The sequence below is a fragment of the Polyangiaceae bacterium genome (genome assembly GCA_020633205.1).
Taxonomy (GTDB): domain Bacteria; phylum Myxococcota_A; class Polyangia; order Polyangiales; family Polyangiaceae; genus JAHBVY01.
On sequence record JACKEB010000011.1, the window covers coordinates 1137643 to 1160647 of the forward strand.

At 64.2% G+C, this 23005-nt stretch carries 18 protein-coding genes and 1 pseudogene; 2 read left to right on the plus strand and 17 right to left on the minus strand.

Features of this window, described 5'->3' with window-relative positions; translation table 11 throughout:
• Positions 1–41 precede the first annotated feature (41 nt).
• Together H6718_11505 and H6718_11510 are read right to left on the minus strand one after the other, a co-directional pair.
• Positions 42–1079, minus strand: a pseudogene (locus tag H6718_11505) (hypothetical protein).
• Positions 1080–1274: 195 nt separating this feature from the next.
• Positions 1275–1490: a hypothetical protein gene (locus tag H6718_11510; protein MCB9586017.1), complete on the minus strand. Its 216-nt coding sequence runs from the start codon at positions 1488–1490 to the stop codon at positions 1275–1277.
• Here H6718_11510 and H6718_11515 point away from each other — a divergent pair.
• Positions 1479–1667 (plus strand): hypothetical protein, encoded by a 189-nt coding sequence (locus H6718_11515; GenBank protein MCB9586018.1) that lies wholly within the window; start codon positions 1479–1481, stop codon positions 1665–1667. The two genes, H6718_11510 and H6718_11515, sit on opposite strands and share 12 nt — an antisense overlap.
• A gap of 138 nt (positions 1668–1805) precedes the next feature.
• Here H6718_11515 and H6718_11520 read toward each other — a convergent pair whose 3' ends face one another.
• The 11 genes from H6718_11520 to tssI (H6718_11570) form a co-directional block, all read right to left on the minus strand.
• Positions 1806–2522, minus strand: coding sequence for an immunity 49 family protein (locus H6718_11520; GenBank protein MCB9586019.1), 717 nt, complete (start codon positions 2520–2522; stop codon positions 1806–1808).
• Positions 2523–2695: 173 nt separating this feature from the next.
• Positions 2696–3601, minus strand: a complete 906-nt coding sequence (locus H6718_11525; protein ID MCB9586020.1) for a hypothetical protein — start codon at positions 3599–3601, stop codon at positions 2696–2698.
• A gap of 163 nt (positions 3602–3764) precedes the next feature.
• Positions 3765–4388: a hypothetical protein gene (locus H6718_11530; protein ID MCB9586021.1), complete on the minus strand. Its 624-nt coding sequence runs from the start codon at positions 4386–4388 to the stop codon at positions 3765–3767.
• Positions 4389–4390: 2 nt separating this feature from the next.
• A complete protein-coding gene (locus tag H6718_11535) occupies positions 4391–4822 on the minus strand; it encodes an immunity 49 family protein (GenBank protein ID MCB9586022.1) in 432 nt (143 codons plus the stop codon).
• Positions 4823–4861: 39 nt separating this feature from the next.
• The gene (locus H6718_11540) at positions 4862–5683 is read right to left on the minus strand and encodes a hypothetical protein (GenBank protein ID MCB9586023.1); all 822 of its coding nucleotides are present in this window, start codon (positions 5681–5683) and stop codon (positions 4862–4864) included.
• A 123-nt stretch (positions 5684–5806) separates the two neighbouring features.
• Positions 5807–6232: a hypothetical protein gene (locus tag H6718_11545; GenBank protein MCB9586024.1), complete on the minus strand. Its 426-nt coding sequence runs from the start codon at positions 6230–6232 to the stop codon at positions 5807–5809.
• On the minus strand, positions 6229–9978 hold the full coding sequence (locus tag H6718_11550; GenBank protein MCB9586025.1) for an RHS repeat protein: 3750 nt from the start codon (positions 9976–9978) through the stop codon (positions 6229–6231). Before H6718_11550 ends, H6718_11545 begins: the two co-directional genes overlap by 4 nt.
• Positions 9979–9985: 7 nt before the next feature.
• The gene (locus H6718_11555) at positions 9986–10294 is read right to left on the minus strand and encodes a hypothetical protein (GenBank protein ID MCB9586026.1); all 309 of its coding nucleotides are present in this window, start codon (positions 10292–10294) and stop codon (positions 9986–9988) included.
• Positions 10294–10782 (minus strand): hypothetical protein, encoded by a 489-nt coding sequence (locus H6718_11560; protein ID MCB9586027.1) that lies wholly within the window; start codon positions 10780–10782, stop codon positions 10294–10296. The genes H6718_11555 and H6718_11560 overlap by 1 nt, the downstream gene beginning before the upstream one ends.
• Before the next feature lie 110 nt (positions 10783–10892).
• The gene (gene tssI, locus H6718_11565; GenBank protein MCB9586028.1) at positions 10893–13103 is read right to left on the minus strand and encodes a type VI secretion system tip protein VgrG; all 2211 of its coding nucleotides are present in this window, start codon (positions 13101–13103) and stop codon (positions 10893–10895) included.
• The gene (gene tssI, locus H6718_11570) at positions 13103–15292 is read right to left on the minus strand and encodes a type VI secretion system tip protein VgrG (GenBank protein MCB9586029.1); all 2190 of its coding nucleotides are present in this window, start codon (positions 15290–15292) and stop codon (positions 13103–13105) included. The genes tssI (H6718_11565) and tssI (H6718_11570) overlap by 1 nt, the downstream gene beginning before the upstream one ends.
• A 35-nt stretch (positions 15293–15327) precedes the next feature.
• Between tssI (H6718_11570) and H6718_11575 the strand changes: the two genes are divergently transcribed.
• Positions 15328–15906, plus strand: coding sequence for a hypothetical protein (locus H6718_11575; GenBank protein ID MCB9586030.1), 579 nt, complete (start codon positions 15328–15330; stop codon positions 15904–15906).
• A gap of 5 nt (positions 15907–15911) precedes the next feature.
• On the opposite strand, the gene H6718_11580 is transcribed toward H6718_11575, so the two are convergent.
• From H6718_11580 to tssI (H6718_11595), 4 genes are read right to left on the minus strand one after another with little or no spacing between them, the layout of a single operon-like run.
• The gene (locus H6718_11580; protein ID MCB9586031.1) at positions 15912–16910 is read right to left on the minus strand and encodes a DUF2169 domain-containing protein; all 999 of its coding nucleotides are present in this window, start codon (positions 16908–16910) and stop codon (positions 15912–15914) included.
• Between the two features lie 9 nt (positions 16911–16919).
• A complete protein-coding gene (locus tag H6718_11585) occupies positions 16920–18728 on the minus strand; it encodes a hypothetical protein (protein ID MCB9586032.1) in 1809 nt (602 codons plus the stop codon).
• On the minus strand, positions 18718–19998 hold the full coding sequence (locus H6718_11590) for a hypothetical protein (GenBank protein MCB9586033.1): 1281 nt from the start codon (positions 19996–19998) through the stop codon (positions 18718–18720). Before H6718_11590 ends, H6718_11585 begins: the two co-directional genes overlap by 11 nt.
• Positions 19998–22652 (minus strand): type VI secretion system tip protein VgrG, encoded by a 2655-nt coding sequence (gene tssI, locus H6718_11595; protein MCB9586034.1) that lies wholly within the window; start codon positions 22650–22652, stop codon positions 19998–20000. Before tssI (H6718_11595) ends, H6718_11590 begins: the two co-directional genes overlap by 1 nt.
• Between the last annotated feature and the right edge of the window lie 353 nt (positions 22653–23005).

The following is a 23005-nucleotide window of genomic DNA, read 5'->3' on the forward strand; positions in this document are numbered from 1 at the left end:
GAAGAAGTTGTCCAGCTTGTGCCTTGTTACCTTGTGTCCGGTCATTTTCGCTTTGGATGCTTGTTGCCGTCAGCGTCGTACGACTGATTCTCGTACTCCGTAACCTTGATTGGTTTGGGGTTGCCATCCGCATCGAATGGCTGAGTTACTTTGACGTAGTCTGCTGGAGCGCCATCCTGAATATCGGTCGCCATAGCGCGTTGCGCATCCGATGCCTTCGGATCCGTCGCTTGCTTGTCCAACAGTTGATTCTTGTACTCTGGTGTGCCCTGCTCGTAGCGCTCACCCGGATTGTCACCCTTGCGAGAAGACTTGTTTTTGCCTTCACCACCCTTGCTCTCCGCAATGACGTATTTCGGCGGTGGCGGACTAGGCTTGATTTCGTAGGTGTTGTCGAAGGTGTTCGGCCCTCGATCTTTCGCGACCGGTTCGGCCTTTCGCGGTTTGAACATTTGGCCGACGGCGTGATCCGTTGCAGCGTCGCCTAGGGCTTCGGAGTGTTCTCGGGCTTTCTGCTCGTGTTCCTTCGCCTTCTGTTTTTGCTTCGCGGCCTCGGCCTCGTGCTTCTTCGCAGCAGCCTTGTCACCCTTCTTCTTGGCCTCGGCGGCCTTCTGCTTCGCCCGTTCCTCGGCCTTCTTGGCCTTCTTTGCGCTTTGTAGTTCCGCGTGGCGCTCGCTTGCGACCTGCTTAGCCGTCTTCTTCCCGTCCTTGGTCTGTATTTTCTTGTTGGCCGGGAGTTCCATCTTCTTCCCTTCCGCCCGCTTGTACGACTTCTCCTTCGCGTAGTGCGTGGGCTTGTCGGGAGTGTTGGGATCGCTCGCGTACTGTCCCTTACTGTTTCGGAGCTTTCCGTCTCCGTCGCGGTGGGTTCCGGGCGGATCGCCCTTGCCCTTCCCCTTTTTCTTCGGAGTCTGCCGCGGCTTCGGCGAGGCCTTGGCTGGGGGCTTCTGGCGTGTCTTCTTGCCCTTGGTCTTCAACCCCAGTGGGTCACTGACCAGTGTTGGTGCCCCGTTAAAGCCTAGCAGGTCGTAGCCACCCGCGGTTCCGAGCGGATCAGGAGAGAGCCATCTCCCTAACGAATTGTCAAAGTACCGGTACCTCGTACAACTGAGACCAGTCTCATGTAGGGTTGCCTCCCCCCGGCCGCTAGTGCCGGGAGGAAACGACTTGAGCTTTCAAAGACCTAGGACAAAGCGTCCTGAGAAGCTTGCGCGTCCGCCCCCTCCCGGCGCCGGCCGCGTCTCGCTACCGCTCGCGCGCGCGGGCGGAGGGGGTTAGTAGATGAACCCGAAGAGGGCGTTATTCCGTGCGTTCGCGATGGTGATCCAGTCGGAGACGGCGAGGAGAATAGCCTCCAAGGTCTCGTCGGCGTGCTCTGGGGGATCCTGCTCGAGGACTGGCGCGGCTGCCCGAACGCTTGCCGCAGACCAGTGCCCAAATTGGGGGAAGTCACTGGCCAAGCTGAACGGGAAGACGCCGTGGCCGTACACAAGCTGATCAAAGGAGAGCCCGCACGGGTGCCCCAGCAGCGCCTGGTCCGCGTCCTGGATGGTGGACTGGCGGATGGGCGACCGGCGCCATTGTCCAGCTCGACCCCGAAGTACTTGCAGAGCGCCTTGAACGCGAAGATCTGCTGCTCCGCATCCCGCGGCAAGCACCTGACTTGATGAGCTGCATCACCTGGGGCCAGGTGTCGTCACCGCAGATCTTCTCGAGCGCGTCGAGCAGGTCCGGGTCGTTGCTGCCCAAGGCACGTTTCAGGGCGTCGTCGTCGACGCTGTAAATCATGATTCCGCGGGACATGCTCAGGCCGTGGGTGGAGCTTCGTAGAGCGTCTTGAAGTGATCGAGTAATCCGGCAGGGGGGCCATCGATGAGCCAGCGCGGCGTGTAGTCCGACTCGACCTCGTAGGTCATGGCACGCGCCTCACCGTCGATCGCCAGCGCCGTGCCCAACCAGTCGTGATAGCTGTCCGGGTCCGACTTGTTCTTGCCGGTGCCCCAGAAGGCCTTGAACGCCTTCAGCGATTGAAGCGCCGCGTCGTTGAATGTCGAAGCGTCCCCCGCGCGGATCGCACGCATGACGTCGAGCTTGCTGACATCGAGCTTTGCCAAGCGTGGTCCGGAAATGGTCGCCACCCCCGGAGCTCCGAGTTCCTCCGTCTTAGTCGCATGGGCCTCGAACTCCTGCGAGTCCAGCCAGAAGTCTCGCAGCGCGGCGGCGAAGGGGACCTGGTAGGCATCTCGTTGGCCGGGGATGCGCGCAAACTTGCTGTGGTCGTATGTCAGGAGCGAGTCCACGGCCTCCTTCCGTCGGAGGATCTTTGCGCAGGCCACGGCGTGATACCAGTCCCTCGGAGTCGCGCCAAGCCCTGGCGTTGCCCCGGGGAGACGTAGCTGCTGGCCGCAGAGCTCCACCTCGACGTCGCCCGGAGCGTACCAAAGCTTGAACCCGGCGACCGCGTAGTCGACGGACGCGTTCAGGAACTCCCAGAAGGAGTTGACGTCGTCGATGAGGAGCATCTTGTTGGCACTTGTCCGCGTAAGGCGCGCGAGGTCACCAGGTCTACGGGAGTCCTTGCGCGCTTGGACGGCTGTGTGACCTCGAGTGTTCGAACACGTTCGCTCCCTGGCTCTTGCGAGTTCGCCTTCCGCGTAGAAGTCGTCGAGAGGGTGTCGTTTTAGGTTCAGTTTGCTCATGGTTTCGGGTGCGGATTCCCGTCCGCGTCGTAGGATTGGTCTTCGTATTGGGAGACCTTGGTTTCCTTGAGGTCGCCGTTCTTGTCGAAGGGTTGAGTGACCTTGATGTAGTCGGCGTCAGCCTTGCCTTCTCGTACGTCGGCGGCCATGTCTCGCTGCTCTGGGAGGGCGCTCGTGTCGTTCCCCTGCTTGTCCAACAGCTGATTCTTGTACTCTGGTGTGCCCTGTTCGTAGCGTTCTCCAGGGTTGTCACCTTTCCGTGAGGAACTGTTGGTGCCAGCGCCGCCCTTGCTCTCGGCGATGACGTAGTCTGGTGGCGGCGGATCGATCTTGTAGACGCTGTCGAAGGTGTTGGCACCCGAGCCTTTCTTGACTTCCGTCACCTCCGTCGGCGGTGGGAACATCTCTTTGACCGCGTGTTCGGTTGCCGCGTCGCCAAGGGCTTCCGAGTGTTCTCGCGCGGCTTGCTCGTCTTCCTTCGCCTTCTTCTCGTGTTTTGCGGCGTCCGCGTCGTGCTTCGCTGCGGCGCTCTCATCTCCCTTCTCGCGCGCCTCTTCTGCCTTCCTCTTGGATTCGGCCTCTTTGTCTCGTGACTTCTGCGCTTCGTCGAGGTGCTTCTTGCGATCTTCAGCAGCCTTCTTGGCCTTCTTGGTGCCGCCGCCCTTCATCTTCACTTCATGGTCATCGGGCAGCTTGATTTGCTTGCCGCCCGCTGGCTCATAGGGTCCTTCCTTTGCGTAGTGTGTCGGCTTGTCGCTACCGCCGGCGTTCGGGTCTTTGGCGAACTTGCCCTTCTTTGGGCCATCCGCGTGGCGCAGGCGTCCATCCTTGTCGCGATAGGTGTTCGGCGGATCCTGCCTCCCCGCCTGCTCTTTCGCGTCCCCCCCCAGGGCTTTCGACACTGGATTGCCACCATCCGCGTGGTGTCCCTCCGCCTTCAACCCCAGTGGGTCACTGACAAGCGTCGGTGACCCATTGAACCCTAGTAGGTTGTACCCTCCAGCAGTTCCGAGCGGCAGGGTTGCCTCCCCCGGCCGCTAGTGCCGAGGGAAACAGCTTGAGGTTTCAAAGAGCTAGGACGTGATGTCCTGAAATCTTGCGCGTCCGCCCCTCCCCGGCGCCGGCCGCGTCTCGCTGCCTTACGCGCGCGGGCGGAGGGGTTAGTAGATGAAGCCGAAGAGGGCGTTGTTGCGGGCGTGCGCGATGGTGATCCAATCGGAGACGCTGGAGCAGGATGGACTCCAGGTCCGCATCGTCGTGCTCGGGTGGCTGGTCCTCAGCAATGGTGCGGCGGTTCTCACTTGGTCCTCCGACCAGTGCCCGAATTAGAAAGTCGCTGGCCAGGGGTGAACGGGAAGACTCCGTGGCCGTACACCAGCTGGTCCAGCGAGAGCGCGCAGGGTGGGCGAGTAGCGCCTGGTCGGCGTCCTGGATCGTCGCCTGACGGATGGGTGAGACGGCGCCGTTGTCGAGCTCCACGCCAAAGTGCTGACAGAGCGCCTCGAAGGCGAAGATCTGCTGTTCTGCATCCCCGCGGCAAGCGCCTGCCTTGACGAGCTGCATGGCTTGCGGCCAGGTGCTGTCCGAGCAAACCTTCTCGAGGCGGTCGAGGAGCTCCGGGTCGTTGCTCCCCAGGGCGGCCTTCAGCGCCGCTTCATCGACGCTGTAGATCATGATCCCGCGTGACATGGTTAGCTCTCTCCCGTCACTTCGTAGAGCGTCTTGAAATGCTCGAGCAGGCCGGCAGGTGGTCCGTCGATCAGCCAACGCGGCGTATAGTCCGACTCGACCGCGTAGGTGAGTCCGCGGGACTCGCCGTCGATCGCAAGCGCGGTTCCGAGCCAGTCGTGATAGCTGTCCGGGTGTGACTTGTTCTTCCCGGTGCCCCAGAGCGCCTTGAACGCCTTGAGGGCGTCGAGCGCAGCCTGGTTGAAGGCGGCCTCATCAGCCGCGCGGATCGCGCGCGCGACATCCAGCTTGCTCAGATCGAGCTTCGCCAGTCGTGGGCCCGAAATGGTGGCGACCCTGGCGCGCTCTGCTCGTCGGTCTCGGTGGCGTGAGCGTCGAAGTCCGGCGAGTCGAGCCAGAAGTCCCGGAGCGCCGCGGCCAGGGAGAGCTGATATCCATCACGCTGGCCGGGAATCCGCTTGAACTTCGCGTGGTCATACGCAAGGAGCGATTGCACGGCTTCTGCGCGCCTGAGGATCTTCGCGCAGGCCACGGCGTGCCACCAGTCGCGGGGTTGCTCCGAGGCCGGGTATTGCCCCAGGGAGACGCAATGTCTGTCCGCAGAGCTCGACCTCCACTTCTCCGGGCGCGTACCAGAGCCTGAAGCCTGCAACGGCGTAGTCGACCGAGGCGCTCAGGAATCCCCAGAACGACTGGACGTCGTCGATCAGGAGCATCTTGTTGGCGCTCCTTCGCTGAAGCGGCGCCATGTCTCCGGGCCTGCGAGGGTCCTTGTGCGCCTGAACAACCGCGCGGCCTCGCCAGTTTGCCATCCAGCGCTCTCGGTCTCTCGCTACTTCGCCTTCAGCATAGAAGTCGTGGAGCGGGTGGCGTTTCAGTTTGAGTTTGGTCATGGTCTTGGATGGGGTTGCCGTCGGCGTCGTACGACTGGTCGTCATACTCGCTGACCTTGGTCTCTTGAGGTCGCCGTTCTTGTCGAACGGCTGGGTCACCTTGATGTAGTCGGCGTCCGCCTCGCCATTTCGAACGTCTAGGGCCATGTCTCGTTGTTCCTGGGGCGCGTTCACGTCCTCGCCTTGTTTCTCCAACAGCTGATTCCTGTACTCCGGCGTTCCCTGCTCGTAGCGCTCGCCTGGGTTGTCGCCTTTCCGCGAGGAGCTGTTGGTGCCGGCGCCGCCCTTGCTCTCGGCGATGACGTAGTCCGGTGGCGGCGGATTGACCTTGTAGACGTTGTCGAAGGTGTTCGCGCCCTGCCCCTTCTTGACTGGAGTCACCTCCTTGGGAGGCGGGAACATCTCCTTGACGGCGTGGTCGGTCGCGGCGTCGCCGAGCGCTTCGAGTGCTCCCGAGCAGCTTGCTCGTTCTTCTTGGCCTTGCTCTCGTGTTTCGCCGCGTCGGCGTCGTGCTTGGCGGCGGCCTCATCGTCGCCCTTCGCGTGCCTCTTCAGCCTTCTTCTTGGATTTGGCCTCCTTGTCCCGGGACTTCTGCGCTTCGTCCAGGTGCTTCTTCCGGTCCTCGGCTGCTTGCTTCGCCTTCTTGGTTGAGCCGTCCTTCAGCTTGACGTCGGCATCGTCGGGCAGCTTGATCTTCTTGCCCTCCGCGGGACCGTAGGGGCCCTCCTTCGCGTGGTGGGTTGGCTTGTCCGCGCCGCCGGCGTGCGGATCCTTTGCGAACTGCCCTTTTCCTTCTCCCGAGGCGATCCTCAGCCTGTCGTTCTTGTCGCGATAGGTGTTCGGCGGATCCTGCCTCCCCGCCTCGCATTCCTTCCGCTTCCCCGGGCTCTCAACACTCGGATCCCCCGAGTGTGCCTTCTTACCCTCCGCCTTCAACCCCAGCTGGGTCACTGACCAGCGTCGGCGCGCCCATTGAACCCTAGCAGGTTGTACCCTCCAGCAGTTCCGAGAGGATCCGGAGAGAGCCATCTTCCTAACGAATTGTCAAAGTAGCGGTACCTCGTACAACTGAGACCAGTCTCATGATCCCAGTATTGTCCTTGGAGCCTGAACGGGGACTCCAGGGGCGTCGTAGCTTCGACGTTCGCTCGCCAAACTTCAAGGGTTTCGCCCCAGGCGCTGTGGGCGGCGCTCCAGACGATGCTGCCGTCGGTTCGCAACAGCTCCTTGGGCGTCCCCAGGTGGTCGACGATGACCTGGTAGACTTGCCCGTCCTGGCTCTGGATGAACGGGACGTAGCTCGGCTCGTGTTCTCGCCCGACGACTGCGTGCCCCGCGACGTGCACGTGGACACGTTGCCAGCCGCTGCCGTGCTTCTCGCCGCACAGCTCGTCTTCGTCCCACAGGTAGGCTACCTCGTATTCCGGGCGCTGCTCCGGCGCTTCGCTGGGGTCGAGCTCTTCTCCGCTGAATAGCTTGGCCAGCACCGGAATGAGCTGCTCGGGCTTCGGCGGCGGCGGCAGCACGCGCTTGCGCACGCGGCGGCCCCAGGCGTCGTAGTCGAAGCGGACGCGGTAGCCGTCGGGGCGGCGTACTTCACGCAGCTGGTCCCAGACGTCCCACTCGAACTCCGTGGTCTCGCCGCTCTGGCGATTCCGTCGGGCAACGAGTCGGCCCAGCGCGTCGTTCTCGTAGTCGTAGTAGCCGTGGCGAATCAGCTTGTTGCCGCGATCCGTGTAGGCAATGGCGGGCGAGCCGAGCGCCTTGAACCAGTCAGGAGGCAGCGCTGGGTCAGCTGCCAGCGGGAGCTGGGCCTGCGTGGCGTCATGAGCTGCAGGCGCCGGCAAGTGGCCCCACAAGGGTTGCCCGTCAAAGGTGCGCAGGCTCGCGTCGACGCTCCCCGCGGCGTCGTAGTCGTAGTGCTCCACCAAGCGCTCGCGCTCGGCGGTATCGAGACGGTCGGCGGCGTCGTAGCGGAAACGCTGACCGCCCCAGATCGCATCGTCGGAGCGGCTCAGGCGGCCGCAGTTGTCGTAGCTGAAACGGCGCTCGCTGGCGTTCTTCCACTGGGGGTTGGGCGAGGGGGGGAGTTGGTAGCGGGCGGCGCGGTTCGGCGCCAGAGCCAAGCCGTCCGGCACGACCACCCGGCGCGCGGCGAGGTGCCCTTGCACGTCGTACTGACTGTCGATGGCGAAGGGCGCCTGGATTATCTGATGGTTGCCTTCAGGGAGCGTCTGAAGTGTTTCCGCGAGGCGACGTGCTTCGAGGCCATCGATGTTGCGCTGCACGTGGGTGCGAACCGCGACACCACCCTTCGGATGGTGCACCACTGCGCACAGGTCGCCCGCCACGTCGTACTCGTATTCTGTGCGCTCGCCGAGGGCGGTGCGGCTCTTTACTCTCCCGCGGGAGTCGTAGGCCCAGCGGAGTTCGAACTCATCAGTAGGGCCGATGCGCTCGCAGATCACGCGTCCCAACGTGTCGCGTTCGAAGTGAGTCTCGATGGTGGCCTGGGCGTCCTCAGCGGTCGCCTTCATCACGCGACCATGGGAGTCCCGCTCGAAGGTCAGCTTGCCGCTGCTGGTCGTCTCCTCCAGGACGTTGCCTAGCGGATCGTACGTGAACTCGCGATACGTACCGTCGCTGCGCTCGATGCGTTGCACCCGCCCGGCGAGGTCGTAGCTGTAGCTCAGCTTGCGACCGTCGAAGGTGTCTTCCCCAGTGAGCTGCCCCGAGAGATTGTATCGATAGCTATGCTCCTCTCCGCGTGGGTTCGTGATGCTCGCCAGGCGGTCTTCGAGGTCGTATCGGTAGTGCCACTCCGCTCCGTCAGGTCGCCGGCGGCTCAGGAGCTTGCCTGTGGTGCTGTAGGTGCTGTGAGTCGTCCGACCGGCGGCGTCGACAGACCGTGTCACCAAGCCGTGAGCGGTGTGCTCGAAGCGCTCGGCGCTACCGTCGGGAAATGTCTGGACGAGCAGGCGGCCGTAGACGTCGTGCTGATAGGTCCACGTGCGGCTCGCTCGTCCGTCGCCGAACGTGTCCGTGCGCTGGGCCACGTAGCCGAGCGCGTCGTACTGGTAGCTCGTGCGTAGCCCACGAGCGTCTTCTCGATACAGGAGTAGCCCTTGCTCGTCGTAGAAGCGCTTCTCCAGTAGTACGCCGCGATCGTTTGGGTCAGCGCTGCCCGCGTAAACGGCTGTGATCCGTCCTTGTTGATCGCGCGCGAAATAGCGCTCCTCCCCCCCACGATCTCGTGTGCGGATCAGGTCGCCGAAGTCGTCGTACCAGGCTTCCGTGAATTGACCAGCGTCCGACTTGATGCTTGCGTAGCCGGGCCAGTAGCTCCACTGCGTGACGTTTCCCGCGGGATCTACCTCACGGGTCTTGTTGCCGAGGCTGTCGTACTCGTACTCCCAAGTCTCACCCGCTGCGTTGGCCTGCTTGGTGACGAACAGGTCCTCGTCGTACTCCCGCTCGGTCCGCAGGCGGTCGTCAAGAGCGCGTTCGATGAGGAGCTGGCCTTGCGGCCCGAAGTGGAACTCCTCAGCGCTGCTATTGCCGGTCGCAACCGTGCAGTCGAGGGAGGTGCGGGTCAGCTCTCGGTGGTAGTAACCGCCAGAACCGCTGGTTTTTTTGCAGAAGCCGCTTGCGTCGTATTGCCAGTTGACCTCGAGCCCGAGCGGGAAGCGCGCCTTGCTCAGCCTGTGAAAGCCGTCGTAGATGTATTCCGTGCGGATTGAGTCGGCGTCGACGACTCGGGCGAGCTCGCCCGCCTCGTGGTACTCGTAACGAGTCTTGGCGACCTCGATGGCTTCGCCTCCCGCTGCAGACTTCAGCAGGCACACCGCGCTGATCCGTCCCGTCTGGTCGTACTCGAGGAGGAAGCTCCAACCTCTGCGATCCATGACGCGGCTCAGCGACGGGACCGACCCTGTGCGGTCGTAGTAGAGATCGATGCCGTTCCCTCGGGCATCGGTGATCGCTGTCAACCACCAGCAGTTCGCAAGCTTTTGGTTGGGGAAACGCGTGAAGGTGTACGTCCGGCTACCCCGCAGCTCTCGCAGGTAGATGTAGTCACCCTGGCGGGTCGCCTCCAGGTTGGCACCCCGCAGTCTCTGCGGTCGATCTGGCGATCGGATGAGCGCGTCTCCCAGGTCCAGGTAGCGCCCATCGGGACGGCGACAGGACAAACGGCCTGCAGTCTCGAAGATGAACTGATCGAAGCCGTGGCTCCAACCGGGGCCGAACGGCAGTGACTCGTTCGCGGCGCCGGAGTCGTAGTGGCGCGTGAACCCGAAAGGCCAGGCGCCGTTGCCGCTCTGCCCAGGGAGGTCAGGGGAGAGCGTTTTCGTGGGGATCTGCTGGGGAGCGGCGATGCACAGGTCTTGGACGGTTTCGAAGACGTGCCCCGTCCAGGCGTCTACCGGGTCGGCCAACCCCTTCTTTGGTGCGTGATTCCCGGCCGCTGTTGGCGAGCTATTCGCTGAGTCCGTCCCCCGGGGGCCATCCACGCTCGCGCCGTGGGGTGCTTGGGCGTTCGTTGAGTCCGTGCTGGCGTTGGCAGTTCCGCCCTTCGTCTTCGAGGAAGACTGCCCCGGCGCCATGTCGGCCGACGTGTGAGGCGCCTTGACCACACCCTCGTTGTTGCCTGACGTCGTCGAGCCCTCGACGTCATCGCCGCTTGCTGTCGTTCCCATGACGCGCTCAGATGTCGAACTTCTTGTTGATCTTGCCGGTCACCAGATCGTGAACGGGGCAAGGGTTCGATGGGTTGTTGCCGGGAGGATCTACATCGAACTTGTTGCCAGGAACGATCTGCTTACCTTTACCAACGATTAGCTTGGTGGAGGGCTTGCTGGCGGAGCTAGGCTTGGCCGTGTGGGGAAAGGGCGCCGGCACTCCGTCAGGCTTTGGAGGCGGCATCGGGGGAATGTTGCTGGGCGTCGGGGGCGCGATGAAGGGGATGGAGACCTTCGTCGTGAGGGCTTTCCGCTTGGAATAGGTGGTGCCCATCAGGGAAGCTCCACCTTGGCGGAGTACACCCGCACGTTGGCGTGGACGCGCATGTAGAGGCGTTCGCCGTTCAGGCGCATGCGCCCTCGTTGTTCGAGCTGGAGCTCGCTCTGACCGCTGCGCAACCGAACTTCCTCGTCCGCCTGGACATTCACCCGGCGCGCGCGCACCTCGAGGTCGCCTTCGGCGTTCACGCCGGGGGTCATGCGCGTCTGCAGCGCGCCCAGGATGAGCAAGCTGTCCTGCGTGGGGCTCACCAGCACCATTGCGCGGCGCTGGAGTACGTCCTGGATCAAGCTCGCCTCGACGCCCGGTGCCAGCTCTGCTTGAACCAGCTCGCCGTCTAGCAAGCGGACGGAGTAGGTCGAGGCCGCAGCCAGCTCGACGAAGCCCCCGTAGAGCGCGCCCGGGGTCAGCTGGGTCGCAGCTCCCCGTTTCCGGGTGGTCTTGAGCGAGGGGACGGCGCGCAGGGCTCGGGGCTTGGCCATGCATCCTCATCGGCCAGCGCTCGAGCTGGTTGCGCGCTTTTCTCAGAAAGCGCGTTTCGCGTGTCCCGGTCCAACCAGGGTGCTGCGGGAGAGCTGTAAGTGTTCGGGATTTAACCGTATTTTTGGCTGGCGGAGTTGCTCGCTTCGCCAGAGGACTCGAAGTTTCCGTCGACCTCCACGCTCCCAGGGGTGATGGAAATGGTGCAGCCCCCGGCCTTGATCGTGATCTTCCCGCTGGCCTGAAACACGACGTTGGCGCCGCTCAGCGTCGCGGCGCCGCTGTTGTTGATGTTGATCGCCCCCTTGCCGATGTGATCCACCCCGGCGCCGCGAATCAAGCGTGCGCCATAGCTCTCCGTCAGCACGCCGGTGACGTTCAGCGCGTAGTTGGTGCAGCTCACGACCTTGGGCCCCGCGACCGCCTCGTTGTTCACACCAGCGACACTGACGCCCGAGGTCGATGCTGCCTGGAGTAGCGCGCCGCCAATCACGGTGACGTTCGAGCCTTTGACCTTGCGCGCTTCACCGCCGACCGGCAGCTCCGTCTTGAGTCCTGCGACACAGCGCACGAGCGTGGCAGCTTCGATGCCCTGCTCACCGCCCACGCAGAAGATGCGCGCGCCGCCGATGACGATCGTCTCTGCGCCTGCGTTGATGGTCTTGTTGGAGGCCACCTTCACGTTGCGTGTCCCCACGGAATAGGTTTCGGCGCCCAAGGTGCTCTTCGTGTACACCTGCGCGGTCGCAACGTTGCGGCTCCCACTCACGTTGTGGCTCTCGCTGGCAGTGACGGTGGTGGTCTTGTCGTTGGCCGTCTTGTCCGTCAGGTCGCTGCCGGCATTGAAGTGCATGCCCTCTTTGCCCTTCGTGTCGTCGAAGGCCACGCGATTGCCTTTTCCGCCGCCCGCGGGTGTGCTGCGAGTTCCAAACGCGGTGAAGGTCTTTTGCGCAGGCAGGGGGTTTGGGGGAGGGAACAACGCGTTCACCATGCGGCCAAGTACCAGCGGCTCGTCGGAGCCTTTACCCCAGTGACCACAGATCACTTCCCAACCAACGCGGGGGATCAGCATGCTGCCGCTCATGTTGGGTTGAACCACGCGGCACCAGGTGGAGTCCGTGTCCTTGGGAGGAGATGCCGCATCCCGGTCCCCGTCCGCGCCGCGACGATCTGCGTGCTGACGCAGCTTCACTCGGAGCTGGTCGTCGGGATGGATCTCGTCTCCATCCGCTCCCGCCACCAGTGAACTGGTGATGAACTCGCTGGGTACGGTCTGCTGCTTGGGGCGGAAGCCCGCTTCGCCAGGGACGGCTTGAAACTCGCACACGAAGCGCTGCTCGCCGCCGGTAGCAGGGGATGCGTCGCTCGTGATTTGACTGACGTAGCTCACGGAAGTGACGAGCCAGCGCCCGCGCAGTCCGCTCTCATCGGCTTCCACCTCGACGCTCCTGCCTGGCACGAGCTCCCTGCAGGGCGTGCTCCCCTGCAGGACCCGGGTGTCTTGCCGCAGGGATTCAAGTGTCAGCTGGGCGAGCTGTTTGCCCTGCTCAGTGTCCTTGTAGTCGGCGTGAAACTGGTAGTACTCAAGCGCTGATTTGTCTCCAGCGGGAGACGCGAGGTCCGCCGACGGCGCTTCGTAGTTCCACTCGTTCAGGAGCACGCTCTCCGTGCGGCGTCGGTAGCGCAACCGGGCGTCGTTGACAGCGCGGCTGCTCGTCGTGAGCCCGGCTTCGCGGCGCACCAGCAGGGGTGCAGGGTCGCCGTCGAAGGCGTCAGGCGAATCGAGCAGCACCACGGCGTTCGAGCCGTCCGCAGCGCAGTGGTAGACGATGCCCTCTTCCGCGAGGATGCGTGAAACGAACGTCAGCCTGGACTCCCAGTGCTGCACGCATTGTCGACGCTTGGCGAGTGCCCTCCCACAGCGATTCTCAACGCGGATCGTCGCTTCCTGAAAGATTTGACTGGCGATCTCGAGCGCGTCGAGTTCGAGGAAGATCCGCTGATCCTGACCGAGCCCGAGCAACGCCAGCGGTGCCACGAACTCCAGTTCGAGGGCCGCTCGGGTCAGGTGTACGGCGCGCACGATGCCCTGCTTGACCGGCGCAGGCAGTTCGCAATCTTGGGCAATTTCAGGGCGCAGCCCGAGCGTGCCTCGGCGGCCTAGCCACTCGCGGACCAGCTGCTCGGGTGGCAGCTCAGCGGCGGTGCTGGCGGCCAGCGGAGCGACTCGCACGAGCGCGACCCACGGGCTGTGGAGGCGTTCCGTGACTTCGACTTCGACGCCGAGGGTTGGGCAGCCGTCCAGACTGAGTTCATAGTCCATCACGCGTCCAACTCACTGACTCCCTTGCGGGTGATCGAGCCTTTGACCTCGGAACCGACCACCTTCAGGGTGCCGCCGGAGATGGAGCCTCCAGGTGCCGTGAGGCTGGCTGCTTCGATACTGATCGTCGCGCCGTCAAACACGACGTCCGCCGCGGCGCTCGCGGTCAGCGCGGTCATGCTCAGGTTGATCACCGGCGCCTGCGTGGCGTTGCCCGCGCCTGCTTGTAGGAGACTAGCGCCGGACGTGATGGCTTTGACGCCGAGGACCTTCTCCTCGTAGTTCACGCAGTTGATCCCGCGTACGGCGCCGACCACGTGTGAGCGAGCTCCAAGCACCGTTTCGTTGGCGCCGGCACCTGCGGCGTGAATCATGGCCCCGCCGACGAGGTTCGCCAGCGCGGCACACTCGAGGTTTGCGTTGATGCACTGAGTCGCCTGGAGCGCCCCAACCACTTCTTGGTACGCCCCGCCTGCCTTGACGATGCGAGAGCCGGTGACCTTGTTGATCTCGACACCACCAATGGTCTCCGAGCGTGCGCCGACCTGGATGGTGTAGTCCGTGCCTACATCGATGTTGTGGGCGCCGCCGACCGAGTGCGAGTGCGTTTTTGACGTGAGGGTCGATGAAGACGCCACCGTGTGATCCTCGTTTCCCGCAACCGTCGTGAGGGCGTCGCCACCGACGACCACGCTCTGGTCCTTCGCGGCGTTGATGCTCATCGACTCTTTCCCCGCGGAGTCGCCCATTTTTAGTTCATTCACGGCGCCACCGCCGGGAGAGCTCGCCGTCTGGAACGAAGTCGAGGCGCTTTGACCCTTTGGCGAGTAGGGCAGCGCAGCCTCCGCGTTGTAAAGCCGACCCAGGACCCGTGGCTGGTCCGGGTTGCCATGGGCGTACGCGACCAGCACTTCCCAATTCATGCGCGGAAGCAGCATGCTGCCGCCAAGGTTCTGTTGCATGGTCCGCGCCCAGGTCGAGGTGGTGTCATCCATGGTGTCGCTACGGTCCCAGGGGAACTTCAACTTGACCGCGCCCAGGTCGTCGACATGGATTTCTTCCCCGGCTGGCCCCGTTACCGTCGCCGGCTCAAGCCCCGGTAGCGTTGGCCACTCCGGAATGGCTGGTCGGAAGAAGCGCCCTGCGGGCACCATCAAGACCCGGTTCGTGTAGCCCGCCGCTTGCTCCTTGCCAGGCGTGGACTCGACGAAGCGATGCTCCACGGAAACGATCAAGTAGCGCTGATTTAGCTCCGTTTGCTCCGAGTACAGCTCGAAGATGCGCCCCGGCTGCAACCTGACGCAGTCCGAGGAGCCCCTGGCAACGAGCTCGAAGCGCCTCAGCTGATCCAGGCGCGCCCGCGCCCGCTGCGCTGCTTGGTCTCCGTTGACGAGCCTGGCGGGGTAGGCGAAGTAGAGACCCTCGCCGTCCTCGAGCTTGCCTTCGATAGGGACCTCGGGCTGGCGCACGTCGTCGTCTCGCAAGTGGACATTTCCGGTGCACCAGTTGGCTTCCAGTTCGAACTCAGTGAACTGCCGAAGCTGGGTGTGCGCCGCTCCATCCTCGAACGGCAACACGGCATCGCCTTCGATGTCCACGCAGGCCTCGAGAGTGTCCGCCAAGACCCAAATGGGTGCCTCTTGCTCCGTATCAAACCATGCGGAAATTCCCTCGTCCGCGAGCAGACGCAGTGCGTGGTCCCACTCCGTCTCGGCATACTGCACGCACTGGGGACGAGGCTCGTAAGCTTGGCTGAGGCGCACATCTAGCTCGCCTCCCCCCAACCCCTGATTCTCGAGCAAGCTCTCGACAATCTGCTGGGTGCTCTTGTCAACCCAGATCGCGTGGCCGGTGCGCTCCGCCAGTAGCTGGATCCGGGGGACCAGACTGAGTTCGATGCGTAGCTCACCGTTGATGGTTTCTTCCACCAACTCGACCGCCAGGATCATCAACGGCAGGGTGCGGGTGTGTGACTCACGACGGTCCACGAGGGCGACCGTCGCCGCCTTACCAAACAACTGATCGAGTCCGCGGGGATCCAGGCCCAGCACGTCCTCCGTGGTCGTGAACTCCACTTCCAGCGTCGAGAGCTCATTCATCGCCTCTCGGCCTCCGAGGCGCAGGACTTGAAAAGTTGCGTCCACTCCCTCGACCACCAGGTCGACTTGAATCGATGCGTGGTCGCTCACTGGTCACTCTCCGGAATTTGTAACAAGATGCTGCCGTGGCACGGCTCACACTGGACCAGTACGCGCGGGTGAATCTCGCTTTGACCCTGGTGCGGTTGCCGCCGGATAGTGTGTTCGCTGCAGAGCAGATCACCGCTGACGAGTGGGAGGCGCTCAAGGCGCCCATCGAACAGCGGTTGATGGAGGCTGACGTCGACGATCCCTTCCAGGACGAGTACAGCGCGGCGAGCGAGTCGGCGCTGGGCCACTTCTCCAGGGCATTGCCGCCGCTGGACAGTGACGCTCATGCTTGGTTCGCTTTCCTGAAGGCTTACGGAGAGTCGAGTGATCCCCCCTTGGTGCTGCGTCAGCTCGGGCTGCTCGAAGTCGATCTGATGAACCTCAACGCCTTGTGGGCGAGGCAGCTCCCGGCGCTGGAGCCCGCCCAGCGCAGTCAGGCGTTGGGCGCGCCAGCCGCGCTGCCGAATATTCATGTGGAAACGATGGGGTATCCACCGGTGGGCGATCCAATCGGCCCGCTGCGTCAGCTGCAAGTCGCGCCGCCCGAAGAACCGGAAGCCGCTGCGGTGGTGCCCGTGTTTGCTCCACTGCCTAGCGGAGAAGACGAAGACTGAGCTCTTCACGCTGCCTCCGGATCAATCTGCAGGTCTCGCAGCGGATTCGTGCGAAGCAAGCGAAAGCGCTCCCTCGCCACGACTTCGATGCGACGCTCGTCGGGTGAAATCACCAAGGTGTCGATCTCGGGCCGCCGTAGCTCCGGCTTGCCCTGGTCGCGGTAGCCGCGGATCGCAAGGGCCAGGTCCGGCAGCTGAAAACGCAACAGGCGCTCCGGCGTGAGCCCGAGCAACGCCACCGAGTCTCGCGCGCTCAGTCTTCGACTCAGCATCAAGCTTGGGTGCGCCTGATTGTTGTAGCGCAGGCTGAAGTCCTTCGGAGTCAGCGGCATGCGCTGCTTGAAGTACACCTCGTCGAGGGTGCCAAAGGAGCTCTTCCGAGGCTCCCAGTACGCCATGACCGGGGCATAGCCCATGGGAGTATGAGCATCCTTCGCGCTTTGAAATGGCTTGCTTGGATGCTCGATTTGAGGCGCGAGCGTGCCGTCGAGGGACTTTGGGTTGGACGTCACCCCAACGCCAGCGGGGTTGCGCTCTTCGACTCGCTGCAGATCTTCCGACATCCCGCCGTAGGCTTTCTCGTAGATCAGCGCGACGCGATCCGTGGTGACGGCGTTACCGATGCGCACGCTGCCGAGCACGCTCTCGTAGTGCCGCGGACCATGGACGAGCAAAGGCGCGGACACTTCACCCACCTGCACATTGGTGGTGACTTGGGTCTCGCCTGGCGCGAAGTAGGCGTGGCCCGCGATGATCACGTCGCTGCCTTGCTTCTCTGGAATCACATCCGCGGGGAGACGCGCACTGGGCGCGTCGTCACGCTCACCCGTGAGCTCCTCTGTGTAGCGCATCGCAATCTGTTCGTCCGCGGGCGTGCAACGGCCATCCTGCTGGATGTCGTAGGTCGCCTTGACCACCAGGGTGAGAGCCTCGGAGCCGCCCTCGGGCTCGCTCCACTGGTGCCACATCTCTGCAACCTGAAAGCGAGTGTTGTTGTAGATCATCTCTAGCTCTCAGATCCTCGCGGAGCTAACGCCAGCGGGTTTGGGGGTGAGGCCAGTTGGCGATGCGCTGCTCGGCGTCCCATGGCGCTGTCGCGTGTGACAGTAGTAGTCACCGGGGCGCAGCTTGGACCCCACGTTGCCGAGGCCGCTGAGCAAGTCGCCGAGGGCCGGCTTGAGCACATCATCCCAATCGCTCAAGCTGGGCACGGCGATGCCACCGAGGCGCACGCAGAGCTCGTCCAGGCGCATGCCGAGGCCGCGCCGAGAGAGCTCCGCCCGCTGCACTTCACTGGTCAAGCAACTGGGCTGCCACGGTCGCCCCCAGCGATAGCGCACACCGCTCTGCAAGTTGAGCTGTCGCAAGTGACGTTTCCATGCGGATGGAATCTTCGCCAGGTCTTCATGGATGGGGCCGAGCAGCACTTGAAGTGCGTTTGCGGCGTCGTCCTCCAGGTCCTCCTGCTCGAGGGCGTGCAGCAAGTAGGCGTACGACTCGGGGATTCCGAACAGCGCCGCGCACTCCAGGGTGTACGCGGTCGGGGGTCGGCTCTGCAGAATGTGCGAGAACAGTCCGGCGTCGTTCAGATCGCCAAACCACAACAGCAGTTCCAGAGCGCGCTCGCCGATGGCGTCGAGCAATCGCCCGTCGCTGCGCAAGACGAGGTAGGGCGCGGCTGAACCGCAGAGCGCCAGGCAACGCGCAGCCTCGAAGCTGACGCGGCCGCTCACGCCGCCCAGCAGCAGCTGCTCCACCGCCGGCGCCAGCTCCGGTGGGATGTGCTGGGCTCTGGCCAAACCCCGCAGCGCGGACACGACGACGCACGGATTGGGGTCCACGAGCCACTGGCAGAGCGCCAACGGCTCGAGCTCTGGTGGCTTTCCAAGGCGTCTCCCGCCAAGCTCGATTGCGACAGCGCGCAGGACCGGTGAAGGCGCGCGTTGCCAATGCTGGATGAGAGCCTGGTGCTCTGGTCGCGAGACGAGCTCGAGCGCATCAGCGACCGCCTCCACTTCCGCGTGGGCGTCTGCCGGTAGGTCTTGAATCAATGCCCCGAGGATACGAAAGATGCCTGCGCCAGAGCACACGGACAAAGCGTAGCCCACGGCGAAGCCTCGGTACGGATCGGAACTCGCTGTGTCGTCCCACCACCAGGCCCGAAGATGGGAAGGGGCGTCCGCGCCAGCGACCGTGAAGGCGTCACCGAGCCGCAGGATGCGCTGCTCCTCATTGCCTGATTCATCCATGCGTCGATCGAGGCGGTGGCGCGAAAGCATGCTGATGTCATCGAGGCAGCTGTGGACAGCGCGCTCCGCGACTTCGTGGTGCTCCAGCGTTCGGGCGACGCTGAAGTCGACCTGCACGAGACGGCTCGTACGGGCTTCAGCTCTGACGAACGCGCCATCGTCATCCGCAGGGGGAGGCAGCAGCTGCTGGATGCGCGGGCGCCGGCGTGAGGCGCGAAAGCCACTCGCCAGCCAGCTCTGGTTGCCAATGACATTGCCCACTTCGCACCAGTCGGTGGCGTACACCGCGCCGACACAGGCGTTGTAGGCCTCCCGAAGCGCGGCGGTGTGCGAGGGGGCGAGCAAGCCGGCCACGACCAGCGTCATGACCAGCTGCTGTGCCCGGGCCGCACTGTGCGCGAGCTCCCGCGTCGGCGCGTTCGCGCGAGCCAGGGTAACCAGGCACTGCTGCAGCTCCTGCACGATACCGGTCGCGTTGTGGGGCGCGGTCGCGACCATGCTCAGCGCGTCATGCAGCGCCTCGAGGTTCGCTGTCGCTCGCTCCCAGGATGCCGCGGTCGGATCAGCGAGCACGCGTCGCTCCGCTGGTGTGTTGCGTTTCCGTTTGGATCTGAGTCATCAGGGCGAGCAGCCCGCGGTTCCCGTCGGGCGAGACGTTCCACACGCACGAGGTGAGCAGGTTTCCGTCCTTTGGCTCCTTGAGTCCGAGGCGGGTGGCGGCCACGCTGTACACGATCGACACCACCACGGCCGCGGCTCCGACGCGGCCGAAGACGGTCTCCACGTCGAGGGAGTCGAACTCGTCCGCGACCTTGGCGCGACAGCGACAGAGCGCCATCTCCCACTCTCGAGAGCGAAACAGCGAGCTGCGGGTTGGCCCAATCAGCCAGTCTGGGCGTATCGCTGCGCTCAGCGTCTCGAGCAAGTACGTCATGACGAGGCCGTCCTGCAGGACGTCGTTGTGCTCGTTCGCCGGGGCCTTGGCTGAGCCAGTCGCCACGAGGCGAGCGATGTGGGAGGAGCTGAGCGCGCCGAGCGCGGTGCCCGACAGGCGTGAGCTACGCATCGAAGTGGGCGGCTCCGAGAGCGTGCCGCCAGAGGCGAGACCCTGCGACGTGAAGTAGCTCTGACGCAGGTTGCTCTCAGGCGCTTTGGTGCCGAGGCGTGAGCTCCCGAGACGACTGCGGCTCAGCGAGTCCGCGGCGGCACTTGGCGATTTCGCAGTGAACAGCACCGCGGCGGCCGCCTCCGCCTTCAGTGGAGGCAGCGGTTCCCACGGGGTCACCGGTTGGGTGACCTCGCGCTCTGCGGACTCCACGCTGAAGAAGCTATCCACGGCGAGCAACAACGCGGCCGCTGCTCCGCCTTTCATTGTCGTGTGGATTTCCTTGAGTGCGTCCATCGTGGCGGCCTCGCCGAACAGGGTCCGCACGTTGGAAGGCGAGAGGCGCTTCCACAGTTCTTGGCTGATGCTGGCTGCAGTCAGCTCGCTGAAGTCGTCACGAGGGCAAGGCAGAATCAGCCAGAGTTCGGGGCACACCGGCTCGTCTCCGGTTTGATTCGCGAGCAACGGCTCCAGCGCCTCGCGGGCTGCGCGTTCGGCCATGCGCAGGCAGCGCTCGCTGAGCGGCAGTTCTGCCTCGAGCCAAGGGCAGCGGTTGATCTGAATCGGTTCTGGATCATCGCCCTCGATCTCGGCGGGTTTGAAGAACGGGGTTGGCACGCCCGGTTCGACGCTGGCATCGGAGAAGAACAGCGACTCGAGTAGGTTCGAGCCCGACGCCGTCACCAGCCCGAGACCGCTGATGTTGAGTGAGACGATGCTTGTGGCTGCGTTGGACATCAGTGATCCGTTGACCCGCTCTGTTTGGTCTTCTTCGCGAAGGTGACTGCGCCGCCTTCGACGAGCACCGCACCGCCATCGAAACTCACCGTCGTTCCGCCGACGACGAAGCTCACCTTGCCCCCTGAGCACGACAGCGCGCCTGCGCTCTTGAACACGATGGCGGGCGCTTTGAAGCCGACGCCCGCGCTGGATTGCATGGTGAGTGCGGCGCTCGTGCTGTTCAGCGCGGCTTTGACTTCGCGCGCGACGGTTGCACCTGCTTTGACCACATGGCTCGCGGAAGCTTCGATCGATGCGCCCCCCACCTCGAGGGACACGTTCGAGCGCGCCTTGGTGAGGTGCGCACCGCCCACCAGAAGCTGAGCCACGCCGTAGGTCTCCCACTCGACGGACGCCGGCGTCGTGACGATATTCGCGGCTCCAACGCATTCCACGGCGGCGCCGGCGATCTTGATCTCCTTGTTACCCGAGCCACCGCCCTCGGCGCCGCTCGCGTCGCTCTGGGCTGCGCCGGCGCCACCACCTTCCGCGCTCGGGCCCTCCGCCTTCTTGTTGCTGCCACCGGAGCCTTCGCCTTTGATCTGCTTCTCGCTCCAGTCCATGCCCTTCTCGAGCAGCTTGTTGCCAGCGAACTCCATACCGGCCGAGAGTGCCGCGTCTCCTCCGGGAACCATGCCGGCGATCATCCCGGCGCCGGTGTTGACTCCCGCAGTCGCCGCTCCCTTCAGGGCACCCGAGACGCCTCCGGACTTGTAGCCTTCGTAGGCAGCCGTCGCCATGGGGGCGACGAACTGGGCAGCCATGGCTCCGACCTTGCCGAGACGGGCGCTAAGGAAGTTGCTCCCCGCCATCGCGCCGAGCGCCGTGCTGCCGAGGGAAGTCGCGATGGCTGCCGGGCTGCCGATCTGTTCGAGGAGTGCGCCTCCGATCAAGACCGTCTCCGAGGCGACCTCGTGGCTCAGCTTACCGGTCACGCCGATGTTCTGCGCGCCACCGACCGTGCCCGTTTGGCTCCCCGAGGAAACGCGATACTTCTGGCCAACACTCAGGTTCTCTGTCCCCCCGACGGATGTCGCCTGATGAGCGCCGATCGTTCGGTCCTCCACCGCCCCCGTGTTCGTCTTGAGGTTTCCGCCGACGGTAGTGAACTTCCCGTCGCCGGCGTTGATGATGAAGGTCTGCGCACCAGCTTTGTCGTTGGTGTGGATGGAGTTCATCTTGGCACTGCCGGGAGAGGCAAAGCTGCGGATGGCGCTCGATGTCTTGTTCTCCGGCAGGCTCAAGGTGGGTGGCTGCGCCGTGTTGAACAACTTGCCCAGGATCAGTGGCCGCTCCGGGTTGCCCTGGTCGAAGGCTACCAGCGCCTCCCACCCGCCGCGGGGGAGCGCCATGGAATCCACCATGTTCTGCTGCATGACGCGGATGGGCAGACTGCTCTCGTGGTCGGTTGCTCCTTCGAGATCCCACCGGAAACGCGCATTGGCTCGCCCGAGCGCGTCGACGTGGATCTCCTCGCCCTCTGGTACCGTGACCCATGCCGAGTGCACGCCCGCCAGTCGTGGCTCGGGTGTCTCCCGAGGTAGACGTAGCGGCTGGCTCAGTGGCTGGCAGTGGAGCCGCACGTCGTAGGCGTGGCCACTCTCCCAGTCGTGCTCCACGCGAAGGATCACGTAGCGCCCCTCTGCAGAGACCACGCCGTCTTCCTCACAGGGCAGCACCTCGCAGCAAGCACCGGCGTACAGCCCGACGGCGTTCGTCTCGAGGCTCAGCATTTCGGCGCCTGCTTGCAGTGACTCAAGTAGCCGACGCGCCTCAGCTTCGCCCACCACGAGATCGCTGAACGGGATGCGCGTCTGGTAATGCTCTAGCTCGCGCTCCTCGGCACCTCGTGGCAGCTCGGAGGTCGTCAGGTTCGTCGCGCGCAAATCCAGGCCTGGGCGCTCCGGGTCATAGTCCCTGAGGGTCACGCGTCCCGGAAGTAGCGTGCTCTCGAAGCGCAGCTTGCGAGCGTAGTTTCCGGCGTGGGCCTCGCCCGAATCTTCGATGACCTGTAGCGGGGCGTCGACGGGCTCCAGGGTGGTGGATGTATCCGTGAGGATACATACTTCGCGAAGCTCTTCCCCCTCCGTTGGTAGGAAGTAGAAGTAGACACCGGCGCGCTCGCAAATGCGGCGGAAGAAGGCCTCGTCGGTTTCGTCGTATTGCACGACGTAGCGCTGAATCGGATGTGCCTCGTTCAGGTCGAGCTGCACCAGAGCGCCATCCCAGCCCGCGCTCAACAGCACCTGCCGCGCGATGTCCGGCAGGCTCAGGTTCTGGAAGGTGCGGCTACGGCGAGTGAGTCTGAGCCGAGCGGTGCCGGACTCGAGCAATGCACGATAGCGATAGCGCCGGCTTTCGTCCCCCTCGCGCGCGGTGCTCGCGACGTGGCTCACCCGCGTGAGCAGACCAACCACGCTCCGCGTCGCGTGGTCCGTGGCGAAGTTCAGTGAGCCCCAGGTGCCAAGCAGCGCGCGAATGTCCAGGAACCGGTCGCCGCTGAACTCCAACTCGAGGCGCGCGGCATGTCCCACCGCTTCGGTTCCGCGAACCGCGGTGCAGCGCAGTTCGAAGTCGCCAGCGTTCAGCGTGAGGGTGACAGCAGTATCCATAGCCAAGCCGAAGAGCGCCCGCGGGGTCCCAAGCGCTGGAGAGGTGTCGGCCGCTCACCGTCCCAGTTGCGTGAAAAGTGAACGGCTGCAAGTGTTCAGAATCAATCAGCTATTCACTGATTCTGAGCATTGGTGACTGATCGGGAGTCGGCAAATCGACCGCCGGTGGGTCGATGGACACCGGCTAGATGCAGTGCGCGATGTCGGCCCCGCGGTCGTGGTCGAGCCGAACCGAGGAGGGCTACCTTTCCGTATGCCGGTTCCTCCGAAGTTCCCCGCGACCGCGCGGACTGTTGCACTTCGCGACGCAATGCTAGCTAGACCGCGCGGCAACGGGCAGGTGTGGCGGGAAA